The 19,238-nt window shown below is 61.8% G+C and carries 16 protein-coding genes, 1 rRNA gene and 1 pseudogene; 10 read left to right on the top strand and 8 right to left on the bottom strand.

Annotated features, from left to right (window positions below):
• Nucleotides 1-122: 122 nt before the first annotated feature.
• The 4 genes from rrf to ABVN20_RS09350 all read left to right on the top strand — a co-directional run bounded on the left by rrf (nucleotide 123) and on the right by ABVN20_RS09350 (nucleotide 3,950).
• Nucleotides 123-238, top strand: a 5S ribosomal RNA gene (rrf, locus tag ABVN20_RS09365).
• Nucleotides 239-384: 146 nt separating this feature from the next.
• Nucleotides 385-1,044: a paraquat-inducible protein A gene (locus tag ABVN20_RS09360; protein WP_368555368.1), complete on the top strand. Its 660-nt coding sequence runs from the start codon at nucleotides 385-387 to the stop codon at nucleotides 1,042-1,044.
• Nucleotides 1,031-1,654 (top strand): paraquat-inducible protein A, encoded by a 624-nt coding sequence (locus ABVN20_RS09355; RefSeq protein ID WP_368555367.1) that lies wholly within the window; start codon nucleotides 1,031-1,033, stop codon nucleotides 1,652-1,654. The genes ABVN20_RS09360 and ABVN20_RS09355 overlap by 14 nt, the downstream gene beginning before the upstream one ends.
• Nucleotides 1,647-3,950 carry an intermembrane transport protein PqiB gene (locus ABVN20_RS09350; RefSeq protein WP_368555366.1) on the top strand — a complete coding sequence of 768 codons (2,304 nt, stop codon included), beginning with the start codon at nucleotides 1,647-1,649 and terminating at the stop codon, nucleotides 3,948-3,950. Before ABVN20_RS09355 ends, ABVN20_RS09350 begins: the two co-directional genes overlap by 8 nt.
• A gap of 182 nt (nucleotides 3,951-4,132) precedes the next feature.
• Here ABVN20_RS09350 and mksF read toward each other — a convergent pair whose 3' ends face one another.
• The 3 genes from mksF to mksB are packed head-to-tail and all read right to left on the bottom strand — an operon-like array spanning nucleotide 4,133 to nucleotide 8,953.
• Nucleotides 4,133-6,973, bottom strand: a complete 2,841-nt coding sequence (gene mksF / locus ABVN20_RS09345) for an Mks condensin complex protein MksF (RefSeq protein ID WP_368555365.1) — start codon at nucleotides 6,971-6,973, stop codon at nucleotides 4,133-4,135.
• Complete coding sequence (mksE, locus tag ABVN20_RS09340; protein WP_368555364.1) at nucleotides 6,970-7,683, bottom strand: Mks condensin complex protein MksE; 714 nt, start codon at nucleotides 7,681-7,683, stop codon at nucleotides 6,970-6,972. Before mksE ends, mksF begins: the two co-directional genes overlap by 4 nt.
• Entirely contained in the window at nucleotides 7,673-8,953 is a 1,281-nt protein-coding gene (gene mksB, locus ABVN20_RS09335) for an Mks condensin complex protein MksB (protein ID WP_368555363.1), read from the bottom strand. Before mksB ends, mksE begins: the two co-directional genes overlap by 11 nt.
• Before the next feature lie 238 nt (nucleotides 8,954-9,191).
• Here mksB and ABVN20_RS09330 point away from each other — a divergent pair, with 238 nt between their 5' ends.
• Together ABVN20_RS09330 and rimI are read left to right on the top strand one after the other, a co-directional pair.
• Nucleotides 9,192-9,932 carry an energy transducer TonB gene (locus ABVN20_RS09330; protein WP_368557687.1) on the top strand — a complete coding sequence of 247 codons (741 nt, stop codon included), beginning with the start codon at nucleotides 9,192-9,194 and terminating at the stop codon, nucleotides 9,930-9,932.
• Nucleotides 9,925-10,376 (top strand): annotated as a pseudogene (gene rimI / locus ABVN20_RS09325) (ribosomal protein S18-alanine N-acetyltransferase). Before ABVN20_RS09330 ends, rimI begins: the two are co-directional and overlap by 8 nt.
• Nucleotides 10,377-10,478: 102 nt before the next feature.
• Here the strand turns inward: rimI and ABVN20_RS09320 are convergent.
• Nucleotides 10,479-10,886: a serine kinase/phosphatase gene (locus tag ABVN20_RS09320; protein ID WP_368555362.1), complete on the bottom strand. Its 408-nt coding sequence runs from the start codon at nucleotides 10,884-10,886 to the stop codon at nucleotides 10,479-10,481.
• A 159-nt stretch (nucleotides 10,887-11,045) separates the two neighbouring features.
• On the opposite strand from ABVN20_RS09320, the gene can reads away from it, so the two are divergent.
• Nucleotides 11,046-11,690, top strand: coding sequence for a carbonate dehydratase (can, locus tag ABVN20_RS09315; RefSeq protein WP_368555361.1), 645 nt, complete (start codon nucleotides 11,046-11,048; stop codon nucleotides 11,688-11,690).
• A gap of 6 nt (nucleotides 11,691-11,696) precedes the next feature.
• Here can and ABVN20_RS09310 read toward each other — a convergent pair whose 3' ends face one another.
• The 3 genes from ABVN20_RS09310 to ABVN20_RS09300 all read right to left on the bottom strand — a co-directional run bounded on the left by ABVN20_RS09310 (nucleotide 11,697) and on the right by ABVN20_RS09300 (nucleotide 15,099).
• A complete protein-coding gene (locus ABVN20_RS09310; protein ID WP_368555360.1) occupies nucleotides 11,697-12,221 on the bottom strand; it encodes an SET domain-containing protein-lysine N-methyltransferase in 525 nt (174 codons plus the stop codon).
• Between the two features lie 184 nt (nucleotides 12,222-12,405).
• Nucleotides 12,406-13,581: a hypothetical protein gene (locus ABVN20_RS09305; RefSeq protein WP_368555359.1), complete on the bottom strand. Its 1,176-nt coding sequence runs from the start codon at nucleotides 13,579-13,581 to the stop codon at nucleotides 12,406-12,408.
• Nucleotides 13,582-13,680: 99 nt separating this feature from the next.
• On the bottom strand, nucleotides 13,681-15,099 hold the full coding sequence (locus ABVN20_RS09300) for a short-chain fatty acid transporter (protein WP_368555358.1): 1,419 nt from the start codon (nucleotides 15,097-15,099) through the stop codon (nucleotides 13,681-13,683).
• 278 nt (nucleotides 15,100-15,377) lie between these two features.
• Here ABVN20_RS09300 and ABVN20_RS09295 point away from each other — a divergent pair, with 278 nt between their 5' ends.
• From ABVN20_RS09295 to ABVN20_RS09285, 3 genes are all read left to right on the top strand, one after another.
• Nucleotides 15,378-16,691, top strand: coding sequence for an MFS transporter (locus ABVN20_RS09295; protein WP_368555357.1), 1,314 nt, complete (start codon nucleotides 15,378-15,380; stop codon nucleotides 16,689-16,691).
• A 126-nt stretch (nucleotides 16,692-16,817) separates the two neighbouring features.
• The gene (locus ABVN20_RS09290) at nucleotides 16,818-18,134 is read left to right on the top strand and encodes a methyl-accepting chemotaxis protein (protein WP_368555356.1); all 1,317 of its coding nucleotides are present in this window, start codon (nucleotides 16,818-16,820) and stop codon (nucleotides 18,132-18,134) included.
• Between the two features lie 58 nt (nucleotides 18,135-18,192).
• On the top strand, nucleotides 18,193-18,792 hold the full coding sequence (locus tag ABVN20_RS09285) for a flavin reductase family protein (RefSeq protein WP_368555355.1): 600 nt from the start codon (nucleotides 18,193-18,195) through the stop codon (nucleotides 18,790-18,792).
• 12 nt (nucleotides 18,793-18,804) lie between these two features.
• On the opposite strand, the gene ABVN20_RS09280 is transcribed toward ABVN20_RS09285, so the two are convergent.
• On the bottom strand, nucleotides 18,805-19,173 hold the full coding sequence (locus ABVN20_RS09280; protein WP_368555354.1) for a cupin domain-containing protein: 369 nt from the start codon (nucleotides 19,171-19,173) through the stop codon (nucleotides 18,805-18,807).
• Nucleotides 19,174-19,238: the final 65 nt, after the last annotated feature.

The raw sequence follows: 19,238 nt of genomic DNA, 5'->3' as shown, positions 1-19,238 counted from the left end.
AGTCGAACGACCAGATTGCGGTGTTGTGAAGACGAAACAAACCGAAAGTTTGCAACTCACAAAACACCAAGTCACATACCCGATTCGCTGGAATGTCGAAAGACACGTCAGCTCAAGAATTTCTTGACGACCATAGAGCATTGGAACCACCTGATCCCATCCCGAACTCAGCAGTGAAACGATGCATCGCCGATGGTAGTGTGGGGTTTCCCCATGTGAGAGTAGGTCATCGTCAAGATTAAATTCCGAAACCCCAATTGCGAAAGCAGTTGGGGTTTTGTTTTTGCCGGAACAAAATCCGGCTTCGACCCCTCACAAATTTGCACAGTTATTTTCACCCCGTGACACTAGAATAGGTCGATCTTTTTCGGAGCCAGAGCCTTTATGCCAGATCCGGTTGGCGCCTGTGGGCTGTCAGAATTACCACTGGACGACTTGGTAGCGTGCCATGAGTGCGACCTGCTGATGCGCAAGCCTGTGCTTGCCCATGGTGAGAAAGCCCTTTGCCCGCGATGTGGTTACGAGCTCTACGCGCATCGGCACAATGTGGTGCACCGTAGCCTGGCCCTGGTCATCGCCGCGCTCTTGCTGTACGTACCGGCGAACTTTTTACCCATCATGCAGCTCAATCTACTCGGGCAGGAATCGCAAGACACTGTCTGGACGGGTGTTGTCGGCCTGTTCGATACCGGCATGCAAGGTGTTTCGGTGATCGTCTTCCTGTGCAGCATGGCTATCCCGTTACTCAAGTTGTTGTGCCAGTTGGCCGTGCTGTTGAGTATTCGGTTTGATGTCGGTCGTAGCTACGGACTGCTGCTCTATCGGATTTATCACCACTTGCGTGACTGGGGGATGCTTGAGGTCTACCTCATGGGCGTCCTGGTGGCGATCGTCAAACTGGCCGATATGGCAGCGCTGACGGTCGGCCTTGGTTTGGCGTGCTTTATCGGCTTGTTGTTGGTCCAGGTCTGGCTGGAGGTGGTGATGTCGCCGCACCAGATCTGGCAGGCGCTGTCAGGAGAAGATGCCCATGCGGGCGATTGATGCAGGCATTCTGATCTGTACCGAATGCCATGAGCTGAACCGGCAGGAAGCCGGCACCGATGAACAGGTCTGCACCCGATGCGGTGCGCGGGTTCACGCTCGCCGGCCCAACAGTATCGTGCGTACCTGGGCGTTGCTGATCACCGCGGCGATTCTCTACATTCCGGCCAACGTCCTGCCGATCATGACGGTGCGCTCCCTCGGTCAGGGCGATCCCAGTACCATCATGTCCGGGGTGATCCAGCTGGTTCAGCACGGCATGATTCCTATCGCGGCCGTGGTGTTCATTGCCAGTATCCTGGTGCCCACGTTCAAGCTGGTGGGCATCGCGCTGCTGTTGTTTTCGGTGCAACGCCACCAACCGCTGTCGGCCCGCCAGCGTATCTGGATGTACCGTTTCATCGAGTTCATCGGACGTTGGTCGATGCTCGATATTTTTGTGATTGCGATCCTTGTCGCAGTGGTGAATTTCGGCCGGCTTGCCAGTGTCGAAGCCAATCTTGGCGCCATCGCTTTTGCCAGTGTGGTGATTCTGACGATGCTTGCCGCAGTAACTTTCGATCCCCGACTGATTTGGGATAACACGGAGTCGGACGACGACCATGACTGATTTGCCTACCGCAAGAACCCGACCGGCTTCGAACTGGTCCGCTATCTGGGTGTTGCCCCTGATCGCCCTGATCATCGGAGGCTGGCTCGGCTGGCGTGCCTATAACGAAACCGGCATTGAGGTTCAGGTGCGTTTCGAAAGCGGCGAGGGCATTCAGGCCAATAAGACCGAGGTGGTCTACAAAGGCATGTCGGTCGGCAAGGTGAAAGCCCTCAAGCTCGATGATGAAGGCGCCTCCAAGGCGGTGATTGCCACCGTCGAGATGAACAAGGACGTCGAGCAATACCTGCGTACCAGCACACGCTTCTGGCTGGTCAAGCCGAGTGTGACCCTGGCCGGTATCTCCGGTCTGGAAACGCTGGTCTCCGGCAACTATGTGGCGATCAGCCCGGGCGAGGGGGAGCCTGCGCGCAAGTTCAAGGCGTTGTCCGAGGAGCCGCCGTTGTCAGACGCGCAACCGGGCCTGCACCTGACCATCAAGGCTGATCGCCTCGGCTCGCTCAACCGCGGCAGCCCGGTGTTCTACAAGCAGATCCGCGTGGGTCAGATCAAAAGCTACGTGTTGTCCGAAGATCAGAGCACCGTTGAACTCAAAGTGTTCATCGAGCCGACCTATGCCAAGCTCGTGCGCAAACACACGCGTTTCTGGAATGCCAGCGGCATCAGCATCGACGCCAACCTGTCCGGTGTGAAAGTGCGCAGCGAGTCCCTGGCCAGTATCGTCGCCGGCGGTATCGCCTTCGCCACACCGGAGAATCGCAAGGACAGCCCGCCCACCGATCCGAGCCTGCCATTCCGCCTCTACGAGGACTTCGATGCCGCGGCCGCCGGGATCAAGGTCAAGGTCAAGCTCAGCGACTTCGAAGGCCTACAGGCCGGCCGTACGCCGGTGATGTACAAGGGCATCCAGGTCGGCAGCCTGAAGGCATTGAAGATCGACCCCGATCTGTCCGGCGCCTCCGCTGAGTTGACCCTGGACCCACTGGCCGAAGATTACCTGGTCGAGGGCACTCAGTTCTGGGTGGTCAAGCCGTCGATCTCCCTGGCGGGGATCACCGGCCTGGAAGCGCTGGTCAAGGGTAACTACATTGCCGTGCGCCCAGGCGACAAGGGCGCGTCGCCGCAACGTGAGTTCGTCGCCAGGGCCAAGGCGCCGCCGCTGGACCTGCGCGCACCTGGCCTGCACCTGGTGTTGTTCACCGAAAACCTCGGTTCGCTGGATGTCGGCAGCCCGGTGCTCTACAAACAGGTCAAGGTCGGTTCGGTACAGAGCTATCAGTTTTCACGCACCAAGAAACAGTTGGTGATTGGCGTGCACATCGAGAAGGAATACGAAGGGCTGGTGAACGCCTCGACCCGTTTCTGGAATGCCAGCGGCATTACCCTCACCGGCGGCTTGACCGGTGGCATCCAGGTCAAGAGCGAGTCGCTGCAAAGCCTGATGGCCGGCGGTATCGCCTTCGAAACCCCGCTGGCGAAAGCCCCCCTGCAAAAACGCATTCCGCGTTTCCGCCTGTTCGCCAACCATGACGAGGCCAACCAGAAAGGCGAAATGATCACCATCAAGGTCGACCGCGCCGATGGCCTGCGCAGCGGCACGCCGATCCGCTTCAAGGGCCTGGATGTCGGCAAGATCGAAGATGTCGACTTGAGCGATGATCTGCAATCGGTGCTGCTCAGCGCCCGCATCACCGAGGTGCCGGAGCGCATTGCCCGGGCCGGCAGTCAGTTCTGGGTGGTCAAACCCGAGCTGGGCCTGATCAAGACGCAGAACCTGGAAACCCTGGTGACCGGCCAGTACATCGAAGTGCAGCCGGCGGCGAAGAACACGGCACCGCAGAAGAACTTCGTCGCGCTGGCCACGCCACCGGAGATTGCCAAGCCGGAAGACGGGCTGAGCCTGGTGCTGAGCGCCGCCCGCCGTGGTTCGTTGAAGATCGGCGTGCCGGTCACCTACCGCGAAGTCACGGTGGGCAAGGTCACGGGGTACGAGTTGGGGCAGACGGCGGACCGCGTATTGGTGCACATCCTGATCGAGCCTAAATACGCGCCGCTGGTGCGCAGTGGTACGCGCTTCTGGAATACCAGCGGTTTTGGTTTCGACTACGGCTTGTTCAAGGGCGCGACGGTCAGGACCGAGTCGCTGGAAACGTTGTTGCAGGGCGGGATCGCTTTCGCCACGCCTGATGGGGATCGCATGGGCGGGCCGGCGCGGCCGGAGCAGACGTTCCCGTTGTTCGACAAGTTCGAGGATGAGTGGTTGACCTGGGCGCCGAAGATCTCGCTCGGCAAGTAGGGCGCTATCGCGAGCAGGCTCGCTCCCACAGGGGGAGGTGGTGTGTATTTAATCCAGGACACACCACAAAAACTTGTGGGAGCGAGCCTGCTCGCGATGGAGCCAGCACAGGCAATCCATAACCACAAGACAAAAAAAGGGCCGCCATCCAATGGACAGCGGCCCTTTTTTATTGCCTCGGATCAGACCGCATCCAGCTCCGGCTCATCCGACTCGACATTGACCACGGCCTTCACCTGGTCGTGACGGCGGATGTACTTCCAGTCCGCCTCGTCGATGTAGATGCCGTTCGGCCCGCTGCCGCCTTCCAGGTCGATGGCGACACTGGCGCAGACCTGTGGCTTCACACTCGCCAGGATCGGCACGAAGCCCAGTTGCAGGCTGGTTTCCAGCAGCGCCGCCTGGTTGCGTTCGTCGATGTCCGCCGCCTCGTCGAGGTAGTACGGCAGGCGCACGCGACCGGCCTGGTCGCGGTCCATCAGGTGCAGCAACAGGTACATGTTGGTCAGCGCCTTGATGGTCATCGTCGTGCCGTTGGACGCGGCGCCGTCGATGTCGGTGTGGATCACCGGCTGGCCGTTGACCTTGGTGATTTCGAACGCCAGCTCGAACAGGTCCTTGAGGCCGAGCTGGTTGTGGTTCGCCGCCACCAGGCGCGCCAGGTATTCCTTGGCTTCCTCGTTCTTGTTGTCCTGCTCGGCGCTCTGGCTCAGGTCGAACACGGAAAGGGTCTCGCCCTCTTCGTACTGGCCGGCACTGTGGATGATCTGGTCGATGTGCTTGAGCGCTTCCTTGTTCGGCGCGAGCACGATGCGGAAGCTCTGCAGGTTGGACACCTGACGCTTGTTGATCTCGCGGTTGAACAGCGCCAATTGATGTTCGAGGCTGTCGTAGTCGCTGCGGATGTTGCGCAGGGTCCGGGCGATGTCGGTCACCGCCGCGCGGCGGGCCTTGCCCAGGGTCAGGGCTTCGTCGGTACGGTGCGCGTAGGCGTTGATCAGCAATTGCAGGCGACGCTCCATGTCGTCTTCGCTGTCGAACTTGGCCACGCCCTTGAGGCGCACCTGCGCGTACAGCGCCTCGATCTGACCGTCGGCGCGTTGCAGGCCTTGCCAGCTGTCCTGGTAGTCGTTGAGCAGCGGCAGCAGGTTGTCCATGGAATCGTCGATCGGGTCCATGAACGGCGTGCCGAACGGCAGGTCGGCCGGCAGCAGTTGGCGGCGACGCAGGGCGTCGTCGAGGGTGCGCTGCTTGGCTTCCATGTCGCCGATCTGCCGACCGACCAGTTGCAGCTTGGCCGAGAGTTGCTGGACGCGTTCGGTGAAGGCATCGCTGGAACGCTTCAACTCGTCCTGGGCGGCTTCCATCTGCGCCAGTTGCTCGAGCTTGTCGCCTTCTTCGGCACTCAGGGTTTGCGAACGGCGGAAGTCTTCCAGGGCTTTCTGTGCATCCAGCACCTGCTGGTACAGCGCTTCGGTCTGGGTCTTGCTCGCCGCACGGTCGGCGGCCACGGCCTGCTGGGTCTTGAGTTGCTTGAGTTCTTTTTCCAGGCGCTCTTTCTGATCGCGCAACGCGGCGCGGTCGGCCAGGGCTTGCAGTGCCGGAGGCTCGATGTGCGAAAGGTCGATGGACAGGCCCGGCACTTCGAAGCGCTCGCCCTTGAAGCCATCGAGGATCAGTTCCATGGACTTGACCCACTCGCCGTCCTCGTCCAGCGCAATCCCGTGCTCGCCCAGCGGCAGGCTGAACAGGGCGCTGTTGAACAGGCGCATCAGGCGCTCGACGTCCTGCTGCGAGAACTCTTCACGCAGGCGCGCGTAGCTGTTGTTGTCGGCGTGATCGAGTTGCTGCTTGACCGACTTCAGGCGTTTTTCCAGGTCGCGCAGACGTTCGTCCAGGTCTTCGGCGGAGAACTGCCGCGACTGCGCCAGGGCGCCGGCCAGTTCGTCGTGGGCGTCCTTGGCGGCGAGCAGTTGCTGCTCCAGCACCTTGACGTCATCGACCAGGGCGAAGCGGTTCTTCAGTGCCGAGAGTTCGCCGAGCCAGCGCTGGATGCCGGTGATTTCCCGTTCCAGGCGCATCAGTTCCTGGGTGCCGCTGCGCTGGTCGTTCTGCAGGGCGTCCTGTTCGTTGCGGTAGTGCTCGGCCTGGATGGTCAGCTCTTCCTTGCGGGCACTGGCGTAATCCGACCAGGTGCCGAGCAGCGAGTCGAGCACCGGCGAGATGCTGTGCAGCTTGCCGCGCAGGATGTTGCGCTGGGCCACGCCCGCCGACAGGGCCTCGACCAATGGGCCGGCGGTGACCAGCGAGTTGTAGTCCTGCTCCATGCGGCGTACGTCGCGGAACGCTTCTTCGCACGCGGCGATGTAGTCGACGCTGCCGGAGCGCAGGCTGTGTTCGAAGGCATCGAGGAACAGCTGCTTGAGCTTGGCCGCGGTGATTTCACGCATGTGCAGCAGGTTGATGAACAGGGCGCGGAAAGTCTTCAGGCTCTGTTCACTGGTGGAGCGCAGCGGGATCAGGGTCAGGTCCAGCGGAATCGAGGTGTGGCCGCCAACCAGCAGGCGCCGCAGTTCATCCGGTTTGAGCTCGTAGGCTTTCAAGCCTTCGCGCTCAAGATTGGTGAACAGCTCTTTCTGGCGCAGGCAGGTGTCGTTCTTCTGGTAGTGGGCCAGGTCGAGCTTGCCGGCGTAGGCGAAGAACTGGTGACCGAAACCGCCACCGGGGCCGCGACCGACCACGCCGATCACGTGCGGGCCGTGGGGCAGCGACACTTCGACGAGGATGTAGCTGGTGTCCGAGGCGAAGTAGAAACGCCGGGATTGTTCCAGGCTGTACTTGCCGAAGCTCATGTCCGACATGCGCGCCAGGATCGGGAACTGCAAGGCGTTGATCGACGCGGACTTGCCGAGGTTGTTGGCGCCGTAGACCGACAGCGGTTCTTCCAGCGGGAACAGGCCAAGGCTGTAACCGGCGGTGTTCAAAAGGGCAAAGCGGCGGATGCCGTAGCGTTCCTGGCTCATGCATCGGACTCCTGTTCTTCGGCAATGGCGCGGGCCAGAGCGTCTTCTTCGCTTTCCTCGGCGCTCTCGCCGGCAAATTCGCTCAAGTCCAGCGGGTCATCGGTTTGCAGCAGTTTCTCGTCGCTGTCTTCATCAATCAGCACCGGCGCCGGCAACGGCAGCACGCTGTGCAGGCTGGCCGCCAGGTCGCGGTCCTGCTGGACCGACAGGCAGACGTCGAGGAAACGGTGCATCGGCGGCAGGAAACGATAGATCCCGTTTTCTTCACTGGCGAAACCGAGCTGGGTCATGCGGCGCATGATCTTTTCTTCGAGCTCGTCCTGGGTCTGCACTTCGGCCTGGATGAACAGGTCGCGGTACTTTTCCAGCAGTGACGGCAGTTCGTCGCGACCGAGGCTGCCGCCGTCGAGTACGGCGATCGGGTCGCGGCCCTGGTCGGCCAGGTGCTCGACGAGGATGAAGGTGAACAGCGCCAGGCGTTGCGCGGTCTTGTTCACGGCCGCTGCGGCGAGGTCCGGCACGAAGTAGTAGAAACCACGGGTGTCGCACACCAGCTCGAAACCCAGGGCCTTGAACAGCGTTCGGTACTGGTCCTGGAAGTTGGACAGTTGGGCGTACAGCTCCGGATCGCGGCGGCTGACGTGGTAACCCTTGAACAGCTCGCGAAAGATCGGCGCCAGCTGGGACAGTTCGGATAGATCAAGATGCATGTGGTTTGCTCGCAGAATTCTCGGTGGCATCGGCAGCGGCCGAGAGCAGGGCGAAGGAGCGCAGGCTGACCTGGTGCTCATGTGTGTAGTAGTCGCGGCGTTCCAGACGCTCGCGCTTGAAGCGTTTCTCGCGGGACAGGCGCGAGAACCAGTAGAGCAATTCGTCGGTGGCGCCGTCCGGTTCCTGCTCCAGCAGCCAGGTCATCAGGTCCGGCATCGGCAAGGCGTCTTCGCAGCGGTCGAGCATCTCCCGGACGGTGCGTGGCGCGCGTGGGGCGCCAACGCCGCTGTGGGCTTTGTGGGCCTTGGGGAAACGCGCCGGTTTCGGCTCGAAGCGGGCCAGGGCGTAAACGTAGGCCTCCACCTGGCTGGCACTGCCGAGGAAGGTGCTTTGCGGCCGGGTGAACATCGGCATGGCCGCTTGCGGCACCGCGTCGATGCCCTTGCGCCGGATGGCCGCCAGCGCCAGGGCGGCACCGCGGGTTACTGCGTTGTGGCGGCGCGCTTCTTCGCGCAGTGGCAGCAGCAGCTCGCGGGCGTGACGCAGGGTCAGCTGGGCGCTGGTCTGCATTTCGAGAATGCGCGCGTGGGTGCGCAGCAGCATGTCGTCGTCGACCAGGTGGCCGAGGCGTTGCTGTTCGGTGAGCATTTTCAGCAGCACCGTTTCGACCTTGCGCACGCCTTGCTCGAAGGCGCCGTCGGCGTTCACCAGTTGAATCATCGGCTCGACGTATTCATCCCAGGTCGCCAGGACTTCGGCGTAACGCTGGCGCAGCGGAATCTGCCGGTCGCTGGTCTTGGCCCGTTCGGCGACGGCCACCAAAGCCTGTTCGTCGTTGGCGAGTTTTTTCAGTACATCGCGTACGCGCATATCGAGCAGGCGCAGTTGGCGCGCCAGGTCATGGCCGTCGCGCACGTCGAAGGCATCCTGGATGTAACCGGCCAGGCGTTCGAGGTGGCGCAGGTAGGCTTCGATTTCCAGGCACAGGCCCAGGCGGTGTTCCCGGCGCAGGTAGGCGAGGAAGTCATGGATCTGCGCATTCAGCTCGAAACGGTTCGGGCTTTTGGCCACGGGCACCAGGATGTCGAGGCGGATCCACACGTCCAGCAGGTTGGTGATGTCCTGCGGGGTGCTGTCTATTTGCTGGCTGGCCAGTTGCGTGCGCAGTTCGTTGAGGCTCAGTGTGCCCTGGTCGAAGTGCTCGCACAGTGGCTCCAGAAGTGCCCAGTGTTCAGCGAGGGCGCGCAAGACGCGCTTGGGTTCGATCATCGGAATGGCCGGCTGGTTGGCAATTAAAAGCCGCGATTGTACTGCATCGCAGCGGTGTCCATTCATTCTCGGGACGGGCTGTCGCCATTTTTCGCGGCTGCAAGGGCTCCCGGTGAAGTCAATTCGATCAACAGCGGGCGATCTTGAGCGAAGGGCGGTAGAATCAGCGCACTTTCAGTTATCCACAAGTGGCCGACCCTTGCTTATCGAGTCCCGTCGCCGCGCCTATCTGACCGCCATGCAGGTGGTCAACTGGCTGCCGCGTACCGAATTGCCCTTTGCCGCCCCCTCGCGGCCCGAGCTGCTGGAAATGCCGGCGCCGATGGCCGAGGCGCCGGTCACGCCGGTTGTCGTGGCGGATGCCCCTGCGCAGCCGGTAGCCCGGCCGGCGGAACGGGTAAAGATCGAAGCGCCGCGGCCCTCATCGCCAGGCACGCGCGCCGTCGCACCGCCGGTCGAGGAAGAGGCACCGGTGGTGGCCAAGCCCGCGCCCGTGCCGCCGCCGCGCTTCGCCCTGCAATTGCTGCGAGCCGGTCGTTGCCTGCTGCTGGTGGAGTTGCCCACGGGCGAAGCCTTCCAGAGCCGCGACCCGGCCTACCTGCTGCTCAAGGACATGCTGCGCGCCGCAGGCCTGCCGGACAGCCCGCAGATCATCGGCGAACCGATGCGCTGGCCGCTGCTGGTGCGGGGCAACATGGACCAGGGGCCGGAAGCGGCACGCGATTTCGTCCAGGGATTTCTTTCGGCCCGGCTGGAGGATGCGCCCTGCGTCTGCGTGTGGCTGATCGGTCTGCCCGCCGTGCGTTTTGCCGGCGAGGCCAACGCCGAATCGTATAACCGCGAGCTGCAGGTCGAAGGCCTGGGTTCGGTCTGGGCCTTGCCGGGTCTGGAATTGTTGATGGAAGAGCCACAGCGTAAGGCTGATGTCTGGCAAGCCATGCGTCGGCTGATGGCGCGCTGGAAAGAATCGAATGAATGACGCTGTAACGTTCCGCCCGATGACCGAGGCGGACCTCGAGGCTGTGCTGAAGATCGAATACGCGGCGTACAGCCATCCCTGGACCCGCGGAATTTTTCTCGACGGGCTGGGCAAGTACCAGATCTGGCTGATGTTCGAAGGTTCGCAGCAGGTGGGGCACGGGGTGGTGCAGATCATCCTCGATGAGGCGCATCTGCTGAACATTACCGTCAAACCGGAAAACCAGGGCCGTGGCCTCGGGTTGACGTTGCTCGAGTACCTGATGTCGATCGCCTACAAGGCCGATGCCCGCGAGTGTTTCCTCGAGGTTCGCGACAGTAATACTTCGGCGTTCAGGCTTTATGAGCGTTTTGGATTCAACGAGATTGGCCGGCGCCGGGATTATTACCCGGCGGTGGGGGGCGTGAGGATGCGGTGGTGATGGCCTGTACTCTGGTTGAGTGAAGGCCCAAAAGCATCGCGAGCAGGCTCGCTCCCACAGTGGGCCGGGTTTCTTCAAGTGAAATGCGGTCAAAATGTGGGAGCGAGCCTGCTCGCGATAGCGATCTACGAGCGCTTACCATCCAAAGGCCTGCGCCGCGCCAGCTCCGCCTCATCCAGCCCATCGCCGGCGCCGATCTCATCCTCGCCGACAATGCTCAAATCCCAGTCGGTCCGACGATCATCCCCAGCCTCATGGGCATCGCGCGCGCCATCCTCGCGGATCAGGGTTTCCGGGCTCAGGTCGTCGTCAGTGACCTCGTGATCGGCGGTCGAAGCGCCCGTCATCCCGGCTTCGCGCACACGCTCTTCGGGCAGCAGGTGCCTGCGCTCCTTTTCCGGCAGTTCATCGCCGATCTTCGCGCTGGGCTCTTCATCGTCGAAATCCAGCTCATGCACCGAGCCCATGCGGTCTTCGTTGTCGTCGATGGGCTCGGGTTGCGCTGCGTCAAACGGACGTCGTGAATCAGTCATGGCAATTCCTCATACTGTGATCCTTACTAGGGGTGGACCCACTGGGTTGCCCAGAATTCCGCCGGCATGGAACACCGGTAATCGGCAATCTGCATCGGATGCGTGACCCCGACGGACGGTTGTCTGTCATACCTGCGCATCATTATCGAGGCTTCATGCATGAACGAATTACAAGATCTGATTGATAACAATGAGCGTTGGGCTGACGCGATCAAGCAGGAAGATCCTGATTTCTTCGCCAAACTGGCCCGTCAGCAAACCCCGGAATACCTGTGGATTGGCTGCTCCGACGCCCGTGTGCCGGCGAACGAGATCGTTGGCATGCTGCCCGGCGACCTGTTCGTACACCGCAACGTCGCCAACGTGGTGCTGCACACCGACCTCAACTGCCTGTCGGTGATCCAGTACGCTGTTGACGTGCTCAAGGTCAAACACATCCTCGTCACTGGCCACTATGGCTGCGGTGGCGTGCGGGCCTCGATGCAGGACCGCCAGTTCGGCCTGATCGACGGCTGGTTGCGCTCGATTCGTGACCTGTACTACGAAAAGCGTGAAGAGCTGGCCACGTTCGCCACCGAGGAAGAGCGGGTCGATCGCCTCTGTGAACTCAACGTGATCCAGCAAGTGGCCAACGTCGGGCACACCAGCATTGTGCAAAACGCCTGGCACCGTGGGCAGAAACTGTCGATCCACGGCTGCATCTACGGCATCAAGGACGGTCGGTGGAAGAGCCTCAACGCCACCATCAGCGGTTTCGAGCAATTGCCGCCGCAATACCGCTTGCGTCCGATCGACGCCCCGTAAGCCGTTTCAGCCCTTGCCGGGGCGACGCCGGTTGCGAAAATACAGCTGGCCATTGGCATTCGGCAGCTCGTCGTAGCCAGTGATCCAGCCCCGGCAGCCTGGACAACCGCAGCGGCAGGCGAACTGCCGTTGCAGTTTGTCTTCCGTCGTGGCGAAGTCCATCGTCAAGCGGTCGCCTTTGTGGATGTCCTTCAACGCCCATAACCACAATTCACTCATGTCGAGAAACACGTTGGGGTCGCAGCTGTGGTTGAGCAGGCTGCAGAACAGCGGGTCGAAGACGTGAATGCCCGGCGCGAGCTGGCGGGTATGTCCGCAACGGTAGGGCAACAGTTGGCCTGAGACCCGGCAGATCCGGCCAAGGCGCAGGAAATCGCGTCGGGCGATGAGCGCGACGGAGAAGCCTTTGGCGTTGTAGACGACTTCGAAATCGTCCTTCGACGGAAAACCACGGTGAACAGGCAGGTGCCTGGACGGATAGATTCCGTCGATGGGTGGTTTGATCAGCGACTGCTTGGTGTGGGCTGTCATAACGGTCCCTGTTGGCTGAGTGCTGCGACCTCCGTCCAGCTGACATCCTGTCAACCCCTGCGGCACATGGGTGTGGCGCAAGACTCTCGCAATTCGGCCAATGGGTCTACTGTCACATCTGACAGGCGAAAAACGCGCCTTTACGTGTCAGCCAGGGCTTACACGTAAAGGCGCGTTCGTGGTTTTACAGGTGCGCGCCGGCCGGTATCGCGGTCACGGGTGTCGGCGTCTTGAGTTGCTTGAGCTGAGGCTTGATGGTTGCCGAAGCGCATTTGGCTGCGGCTTGCGCCGGCGTCAGTTCGCGGATCGAGGTGTAGAACAGCTGGCAGGTTTTCTCGGCCTGGGCGACTTGCCAGGTCTGGGTGCAGCTTTTCAGTTCCAGGTCCGGGTTGCTGTCGAGGTCACGGGCCATTGCGGCCTGCCAGCACGAAGCGCTCAAGTCCTGGCCCATGACTTTCAGGCCGGCCGCGTCGGCCTGCGCCTGGGCATCCTTGCCGGTGTAGCTGGCCGGGTCGGCGGCGTACCAGATGTAGCTCGGGTGGTTGGCGCCCAGGACCGGCACCTTGAGCGACCCGGTCGGGTTGATGCTGACCAGGCCCAGCACGTTTACGGTCGGCCCGTATTGCTCTTTGATCCAGGTGCGCACGGGGGAACCGAAGGCGACCATGGGCAAAGCCACCCCGCTGGCTGTCTGGCTGAGCTGCTTGACCATGGTGGTCTGGTAGTCCTTGAAGTAGTCGTAGACGCCTTCCAGGTCCTTGCCGGCATTGGACGGTGCGGCAATGGGTGCGATGTCGATGATGGTCTGGTAGGCCGGTGTCTGTTCGGCCGCGACACCGTTGACCGTCAACAGCGAGGCCCAGCGATCAGTGGTGGCCGACTTCAGGTAGTCCTGCGCCTGGGTCAGCGAATAATCCGGCGGGAAATGCAGCAGCTCGACACTTCTACGGTTTTCCAGGGCCATGCCCAACGGCAGGAACAAGTACCAGTTGTAGGCCCATTTGCCGTCGGCGTTGAGCTTGCTGGCGCCGTTGTAGGCCAGGTCGCCGGCATCGAGCAACGCTGTCAGGGGTTTGGCATAGCTGGCGGGCACGCCGATGATTTCGGCGTGGAGCTGGCCGTTATCGGTTTTGACCTGGACCTTCGCGTCGCTATAGCCATCGCGCTGCACGCTTTGCGTCAGGTAATGCTCGACGGTCTGCTCCAGTGTCCAGTTGCGAAAGCAGATGACGTTGCAGTTGTTGGGGTAGGCGAACAGGCGGGTGACGCGCTCGGTGCTGCCCAGCTTGAGACCGACTTCCGCTTGGGCAGCGGTGCTCAGGGCGAGGGCAGCGAGGGTAAGTCCAGCGAGTTTCAACATGCTCAGATCCTTGTCAGCGTGTGGGCCCGATAGAGCGGGCGGACAGAAACAGACCAGCCAGAAGTGGGGCCGATAGCACTATCGGCCCTTATTTTTACGTTATGGCATGACGGGTGGCGTGTAGGCCAGCGTCGTGCCCAACGCCCAGAGCAAAAACAGCACCAGCGGCGTGTGCACCAGCAGTTGCACGAAGGAGAAGCCGATCAGGTCGCGCGCCTTCAGGCCCAGCACGCCGAGCAGCGGCAGCATGTAGAACGGGTTGATCAGGTTCGGCAGCGCCTCTGCGGCGTTGTAGATCTGCACCGCCCAGCCCAGGTGATAGTTGAGGTCGGTGGCCACCTGCATGACATACGGCGCCTCGATGATCCATTTGCCGCCACCCGACGGAATGAAGAAACCGAGGATCGCCGAGTACACGCCCATCAGCAGCGCGTAGGTGTCATGCGATGCGATCTGTACGAAAAAGGTCGAGATGTGGTGCGCCAGGGTTTGCGCGTCGGTGCCTTTGACGGTGGTCATCAGCGCCGCGATCGAGCCATACAGCGGGAACTGGATCAGCACGCCGGTGGTGGTCGGCACCGCACGCGCCACGGCATCGAGGAAGCTGCGTGGGCGCCAGTGCAGCAGCGCGCCGAGCATGATGAACAGGAAGTTATAAGTGTTCAGCCCGGAAATCGCGGTGATCGCAGGTTTGGTCGAGAACTCGTGGAACAGCCAGCCGGCAGCCAGCAACACCAGCACGATGATCAGCAGCGGGCTGTGTTCCAGCCATTCGCCGGGACGGGTGCGCGGTTGCAGCGGCGGCAGGTTGAAGCTCGGGTCGATGCCACAGGCCTTGGCATCACGGGCCGAGTTCGGTCCCGGCGCGGTGGCGTAGGCAATGATCAGCGAGATCACGATCAGCGCCAGCAACATCACCCCCGACTGCCACAGGAAGATGGTTTGCGTGAAAGGAATCACCCCGGTGATCGACAGAATCGACGGCGGCAGGCTGGCCGGGTTGGCCTGCAGTTGCGCGGCGGACGACGACAAGCCCAGCGCCCACACGGCCCCCAGGCCCAGGTAGGCGGCAGCACCGGCGGCGCGGTAATCCATTTTCAGGTCGGTGCGGCGGGCGAGGGCGCGAACCAGCAAGCCGCCGAATACCAGCGACAGGCCCCAGTTGAGCAGCGACGCGACCATGGAGATCAGCGCCACCCAGGCCACGGCGGAGCGGCCGTTTTTCGGAATGCGTGCCAGACGGTCGATCAGCTTCACCGCCGGTGGCGAGCTGGCGACCACATAACCGCCAATCACCACGAACGCCATCTGCATGGTGAACGGGATCAGGCTCCAGAACCCGTCACCGAAGGCCATGGCGGCATCGGTGGGTTTGGCGCCCATGAACAGGGTCGCGACGGCGACGATGATGACGGCCAGGGCGGCGAACACCCAGGAGTCGGGGAACCAGCGTTCGGCAAAGTCGGAACAACGCAGGGCAAAGCGGGCAGAGCGGGTATCTTCGATATCAGCGGCCACAGGCGTACCTCGATTTTTATGTTTGTTATGGTCTTGAGGGCTGCAATGGCCCCTTTGGACAGGTGCCCACAGTAAAACAATCGGTCATGTTTTGTGACGAAGTTTCTGTGCAACAGGACTTTGGTCTAACGTGGCGGTTGCAATCCCATCGTCGGAACGCCGCCCGGAGCAAGCCCGCTCCTACAGGTTCGTCAACGATATCGCGCAGCGGGTTGTCCATTGGCGCATTTGCGTAGACCATGGGCGCCTTGGTTTTTGCCTACGCCAGAGTTCTTTAAATGACTGCCCATCACGAATCGCGCCCGGCCCCGTTCAGCCGCTCGGACTACAAGACCCTGGGTCTTGCGGCCCTGGGCGGTGCGCTGGAAATCTACGATTTCATCATTTTCGTATTTTTCGCCCTGACCCTCAGTCAGCTGTTCTTCCCGCCGGAAATGCCCGAATGGCTGCGTCTGCTGCAAAGCTTCGGGATTTTCGTCACCGGTTACCTGGCGCGGCCGCTGGGCGGGATTCTGATGGCCCATTTTGCCGACCGGCTGGGGCGCAAGAAGGTGTTCAGCCTGAGCATCCTGATGATGGCCTTGCCCTGCCTGCTGATCGGCATCATGCCGACCTACGCGCAAATCGGCTATTTCGCACCGCTGCTGCTGTTGCTCCTGCGCGTCCTGCAGGGCGCAGCGGTGGGCGGTGAGGTGCCGAGTGCCTGGGTGTTCGTCGCCGAGCATGCGCCGGCCGGACATCGCGGCTACGCCCTGGGCTTTTTGCAGGCCGGGTTGACCTTTGGTTATTTGCTGGGCGCATTGACCGCGACGTTCCTGGCGCAGGCTTTCACCCCCGAACAGATCCTCGATTACGCCTGGCGTTACCCGTTCCTGCTGGGCGGCGTGTTTGGCGTAATTGGCGTGTGGCTGCGCCGCTGGCTCAGCGAAACGCCGGTGTTCATGGCCATGCAGGCCAAACGCGAGGCCGCCGTGGAGCTGCCGCTGCGCACAGTGCTGCGCGAACATCGCCTGGCGATCCTGCCGGCGATGATCCTCACCTGCGTGCTGACCTCGGCGGTGGTGGTGTTCGTGGTCATCACGCCGACCATGATGCAGAAGACCTTTGGCATGACCGCCAGCCACACCTTCGCGCTCAGTGCCCTGGGCATCGTGTTCCTCAACATCGGTTGCGTACTGGCCGGCCTGCTCGTCGACCGCATCGGTGCCTGGCGCACGGTGATGCTCTACAGCCTGCTGCTGCCATTGGGCATCGGCCTGCTTTACACCTGCCTGATCATCGGCGGCAGTTGGGTCGGCCTCGCCTATGCCGTGGCCGGGCTGTGCTGCGGGGTGGTTGGCGCCGTGCCATCGGTGATGGTCAACCTGTTCCCGGCGCGAATTCGCGTCTCGGGGATTTCCTTCACCTACAACATTGCCTACGCCGCGTGGGCGAGTGTCACGCCGCTGGTGTTGATCGGCCTGATGCCTTGGAGCCCGTGGATCTGTGTGATTTTCTGCAGCGTAATGGGGGCTGTGGGGATCAGCAGCGCGATGTACTTCGGTGCGCGGATGCCGACGAGCGGTCGTTGCCCAGCGCCCGAAGCTGTTTGAGCCCGATGGAGCATTGCGCTGTAACACTATTTGCGCAGGACAACCCTGAAAGGCGCTTCAGAAAATACCCCGAGTGCCGATGGTTAAGCTGTAAGCCGCTTTTTTTCCAGCCCATCGGTGCTTTCCATGTTCAACAAACGCTTGAAGCAAGAATTGTCGGATCTTCGCGAAGAACTGTCCTGCCTGAAACAGGTCAAGGAGAGCCTGGAAAGCGAGATGCTGGTCTTCACGCTGGATGCCGATGCACGGATTCAATCGGTGAACCCGAACTTCCTCAACGAGATGCTCTACAAGGAGAATGATCTTGTAGGTCGTCCTCTCGAGGAGTTCGTGCCGGCCCACGTCAAGTCGAACGAGTTCCACATTCGCTTCCGGCAAGCGCTGACCCGTGGCGAGCACTTCGTAGGCGCGGTGCGCCTGTTGCGCGGCAATGGCCAGGAAGCCTGGTTGCGTTCGATCCTGCAACCGGTGCGCACTTCGGACGGAAAGATCCGCAGTTTCTCGATTTTCTCCAGCGACCTCACCCGCACCATCGAGGCATCGCGTGAGCATGAAAACCTGATCGGCGCCCTGGTGCGGTCGACCGCGGTGATCGAGTTCGACTTGCAGGGCAACGTGCTGACGGCCAATGACCGTTTTCTCAACGCCATGGGTTACAGCCTGGCGCAGGTCAAAGGCAAACATCACCGCACTTTCTGCGAGGCGCAGGAATACAACAGCCCCGAGTACCAGGAATTCTGGCGTCGCCTGAATTCCGGTGAATTCGTCGCAGGACGCTTCAAGCGTCTCGATAGCCACGGACGTGATGTGTGGCTGGAAGCGTCGTACAACCCGGTGATCGACGCCAACAACAAGCTCTACAAAGTGGTGAAATTCGCCACGGTGATTACCGATCAGGTCAATCAGGAACTGGCTGTGGCCGAAGCGGCCAACATCGCCTACGGCACCTCGCAACTGACCGATCAAAGTGCCCAGCGTGGCACCACCGTGGTGACCCAGGCCGTCAACGTGATGCGTGACCTGGCCAGGCACATGCAAACCGCCGGTGATGGCATCGAAGCGCTGAACGAGCAGTCGATCGTGATCGGCACCATCGTCAAGACCATCAGCGGCATCGCCGAACAGACCAACCTGCTGGCGCTCAACGCCGCTATCGAAGCGGCCCGCGCCGGTGAGCAAGGGCGCGGTTTTGCCGTGGTCGCCGACGAAGTCCGGCAACTGGCCTCGCGCACCAGCCAGGCCACCGATGAAATCGTCCTGGTGGTGCGGCAGAACCAGGACATGGCGCGCAATGCCGTGTCGCTGATGACCGACGGCAAGCTCCAGGCCGAACAGGGGCTGGCGCTGGCGGCCGAGGCGGGCACGGTGATCGTCGAGATTCAGGATGGCGCGCAGAAAGTGGTGAATGCCGTCGGGCAGTTCGCCAATCAGCTATCGAGTTGATACCTGCCAACCGGGCGGAAATCGCTACAATCGGCTCTTTTCCCAGGAGCAGATGTCCATGAGCGCTTCCCACCGCCGCCCGGTTCCCTTGGCCAAGGCCTACCGCCTGCTCAATCACGGGCCGACCGTGCTGGTCAGCGCGGCCCACGACGGGCAGCGCAACATCATGGCGGCGGCCTGGGCCATGCCGCTGGATTTCGAGCCCCCCAAAATCGCCGTGGTACTCGACAAGTCCACCTGGACCCGACAACTGCTGGAAGCCTCGGGCACGTTCGTGTTGAACGTGCCTTGCGCGGCCCAGGCCGATATCGTGCAAACCGTCGGCTCGACCTCTGGCCTGGAACTGACCCGGGACCAGGGGCACGACAAATTCCAGGCCTACAACCTGCAAACGTTCAGTGGCGAACTGATCGACGCACCGCTGCTCGAAGGTTGCGTAGCCTGGCTGGAATGCCGGCTGCTGCCGGAGCCCGGCAACCATGAGCGCTACGATCTGTTCCTGGCCGAGGTGATCGCCGCTCACGCCGACGAGCGTGTGTTCAGTGACGGTCGCTGGCACTTCGAGGGGCACGATTCACTGCGCACCTTGCACCACGTCGCGGGCGGGCATTTCCTGACCATCGGCGATGCCATCGACGGCAAGACACTGGCGCCTTGACGTCCAGGCCCCTCAGATCCAGACGTCGTTCTGCGCTGTGCGTTCTCCGCCTTCGGCACCGGTATTCAACACGCCCCGGGGTTCGATCAACAGGAGTTTCACCTCCTGCGCGGCGGACGGTTTGTGCTCGATGCCCTTGGGCACCACATACAGTTCGCCGGCATTGACCAGCACGTGGCCGTCACGAAAGTCGATGCGCAACTGGCCTTCAAGGACGATGAAGGCTTCGTCGGTATCGACGTGGTCATGCCAGATGAAATCCCCCAGCAACTTCACCACCTTGAACTGGTAGTCGTTCATCTCGGCAATGACCCGCGGACTCCAGTGCGGGTCGATCCGGGCGATTTTTTCGGCGAAATTCAGGCTTTGATAGGCGTTCATGCAACGGTACTCGTGGTTGTTGGTGCGACCACGGTAGCCAGTGCGCCGGCGGCTTTCTTGAACGA

Source organism: Pseudomonas sp. MYb118 (genome assembly GCF_040947875.1).
Taxonomy (GTDB): domain Bacteria; phylum Pseudomonadota; class Gammaproteobacteria; order Pseudomonadales; family Pseudomonadaceae; genus Aquipseudomonas.
Note: the sequence above shows the minus strand (reverse complement) of the source record. Positions and strands in the feature narration are given on the sequence as shown.

Coding starts and splice junctions, on each gene's coding strand:
- ABVN20_RS09355 (WP_368555367.1), top strand. CDS start 1,031: ATGCGGGCGATTGATGCAGGCATTCTGATCTGTACCGAATGCCATGAG.
- mksF (WP_368555365.1), bottom strand. CDS start 6,973: ATGAGCCAGGAACGCTACGGCATCCGCCGCTTTGCCCTTTTGAACACC.
- ABVN20_RS09310 (WP_368555360.1), bottom strand. CDS start 12,221: ATGACAGCCCACACCAAGCAGTCGCTGATCAAACCACCCATCGACGGA.
- ABVN20_RS09280 (WP_368555354.1), bottom strand. CDS start 19,173: ATGAACGCCTATCAAAGCCTGAATTTCGCCGAAAAAATCGCCCGGATC.
- mksE (WP_368555364.1), bottom strand. CDS start 7,683: ATGCATCTTGATCTATCCGAACTGTCCCAGCTGGCGCCGATCTTTCGC.
- can (WP_368555361.1), top strand. CDS start 11,046: ATGAACGAATTACAAGATCTGATTGATAACAATGAGCGTTGGGCTGAC.
- ABVN20_RS09360 (WP_368555368.1), top strand. CDS start 385: ATGCCAGATCCGGTTGGCGCCTGTGGGCTGTCAGAATTACCACTGGAC.
- ABVN20_RS09320 (WP_368555362.1), bottom strand. CDS start 10,886: ATGACTGATTCACGACGTCCGTTTGACGCAGCGCAACCCGAGCCCATC.
- ABVN20_RS09290 (WP_368555356.1), top strand. CDS start 16,818: ATGTTCAACAAACGCTTGAAGCAAGAATTGTCGGATCTTCGCGAAGAA.
- ABVN20_RS09330 (WP_368557687.1), top strand. CDS start 9,192: ATGCAGGTGGTCAACTGGCTGCCGCGTACCGAATTGCCCTTTGCCGCC.
- ABVN20_RS09295 (WP_368555357.1), top strand. CDS start 15,378: ATGACTGCCCATCACGAATCGCGCCCGGCCCCGTTCAGCCGCTCGGAC.
- ABVN20_RS09350 (WP_368555366.1), top strand. CDS start 1,647: ATGACTGATTTGCCTACCGCAAGAACCCGACCGGCTTCGAACTGGTCC.
- ABVN20_RS09305 (WP_368555359.1), bottom strand. CDS start 13,581: ATGTTGAAACTCGCTGGACTTACCCTCGCTGCCCTCGCCCTGAGCACC.
- ABVN20_RS09285 (WP_368555355.1), top strand. CDS start 18,193: ATGAGCGCTTCCCACCGCCGCCCGGTTCCCTTGGCCAAGGCCTACCGC.
- mksB (WP_368555363.1), bottom strand. CDS start 8,953: ATGATCGAACCCAAGCGCGTCTTGCGCGCCCTCGCTGAACACTGGGCA.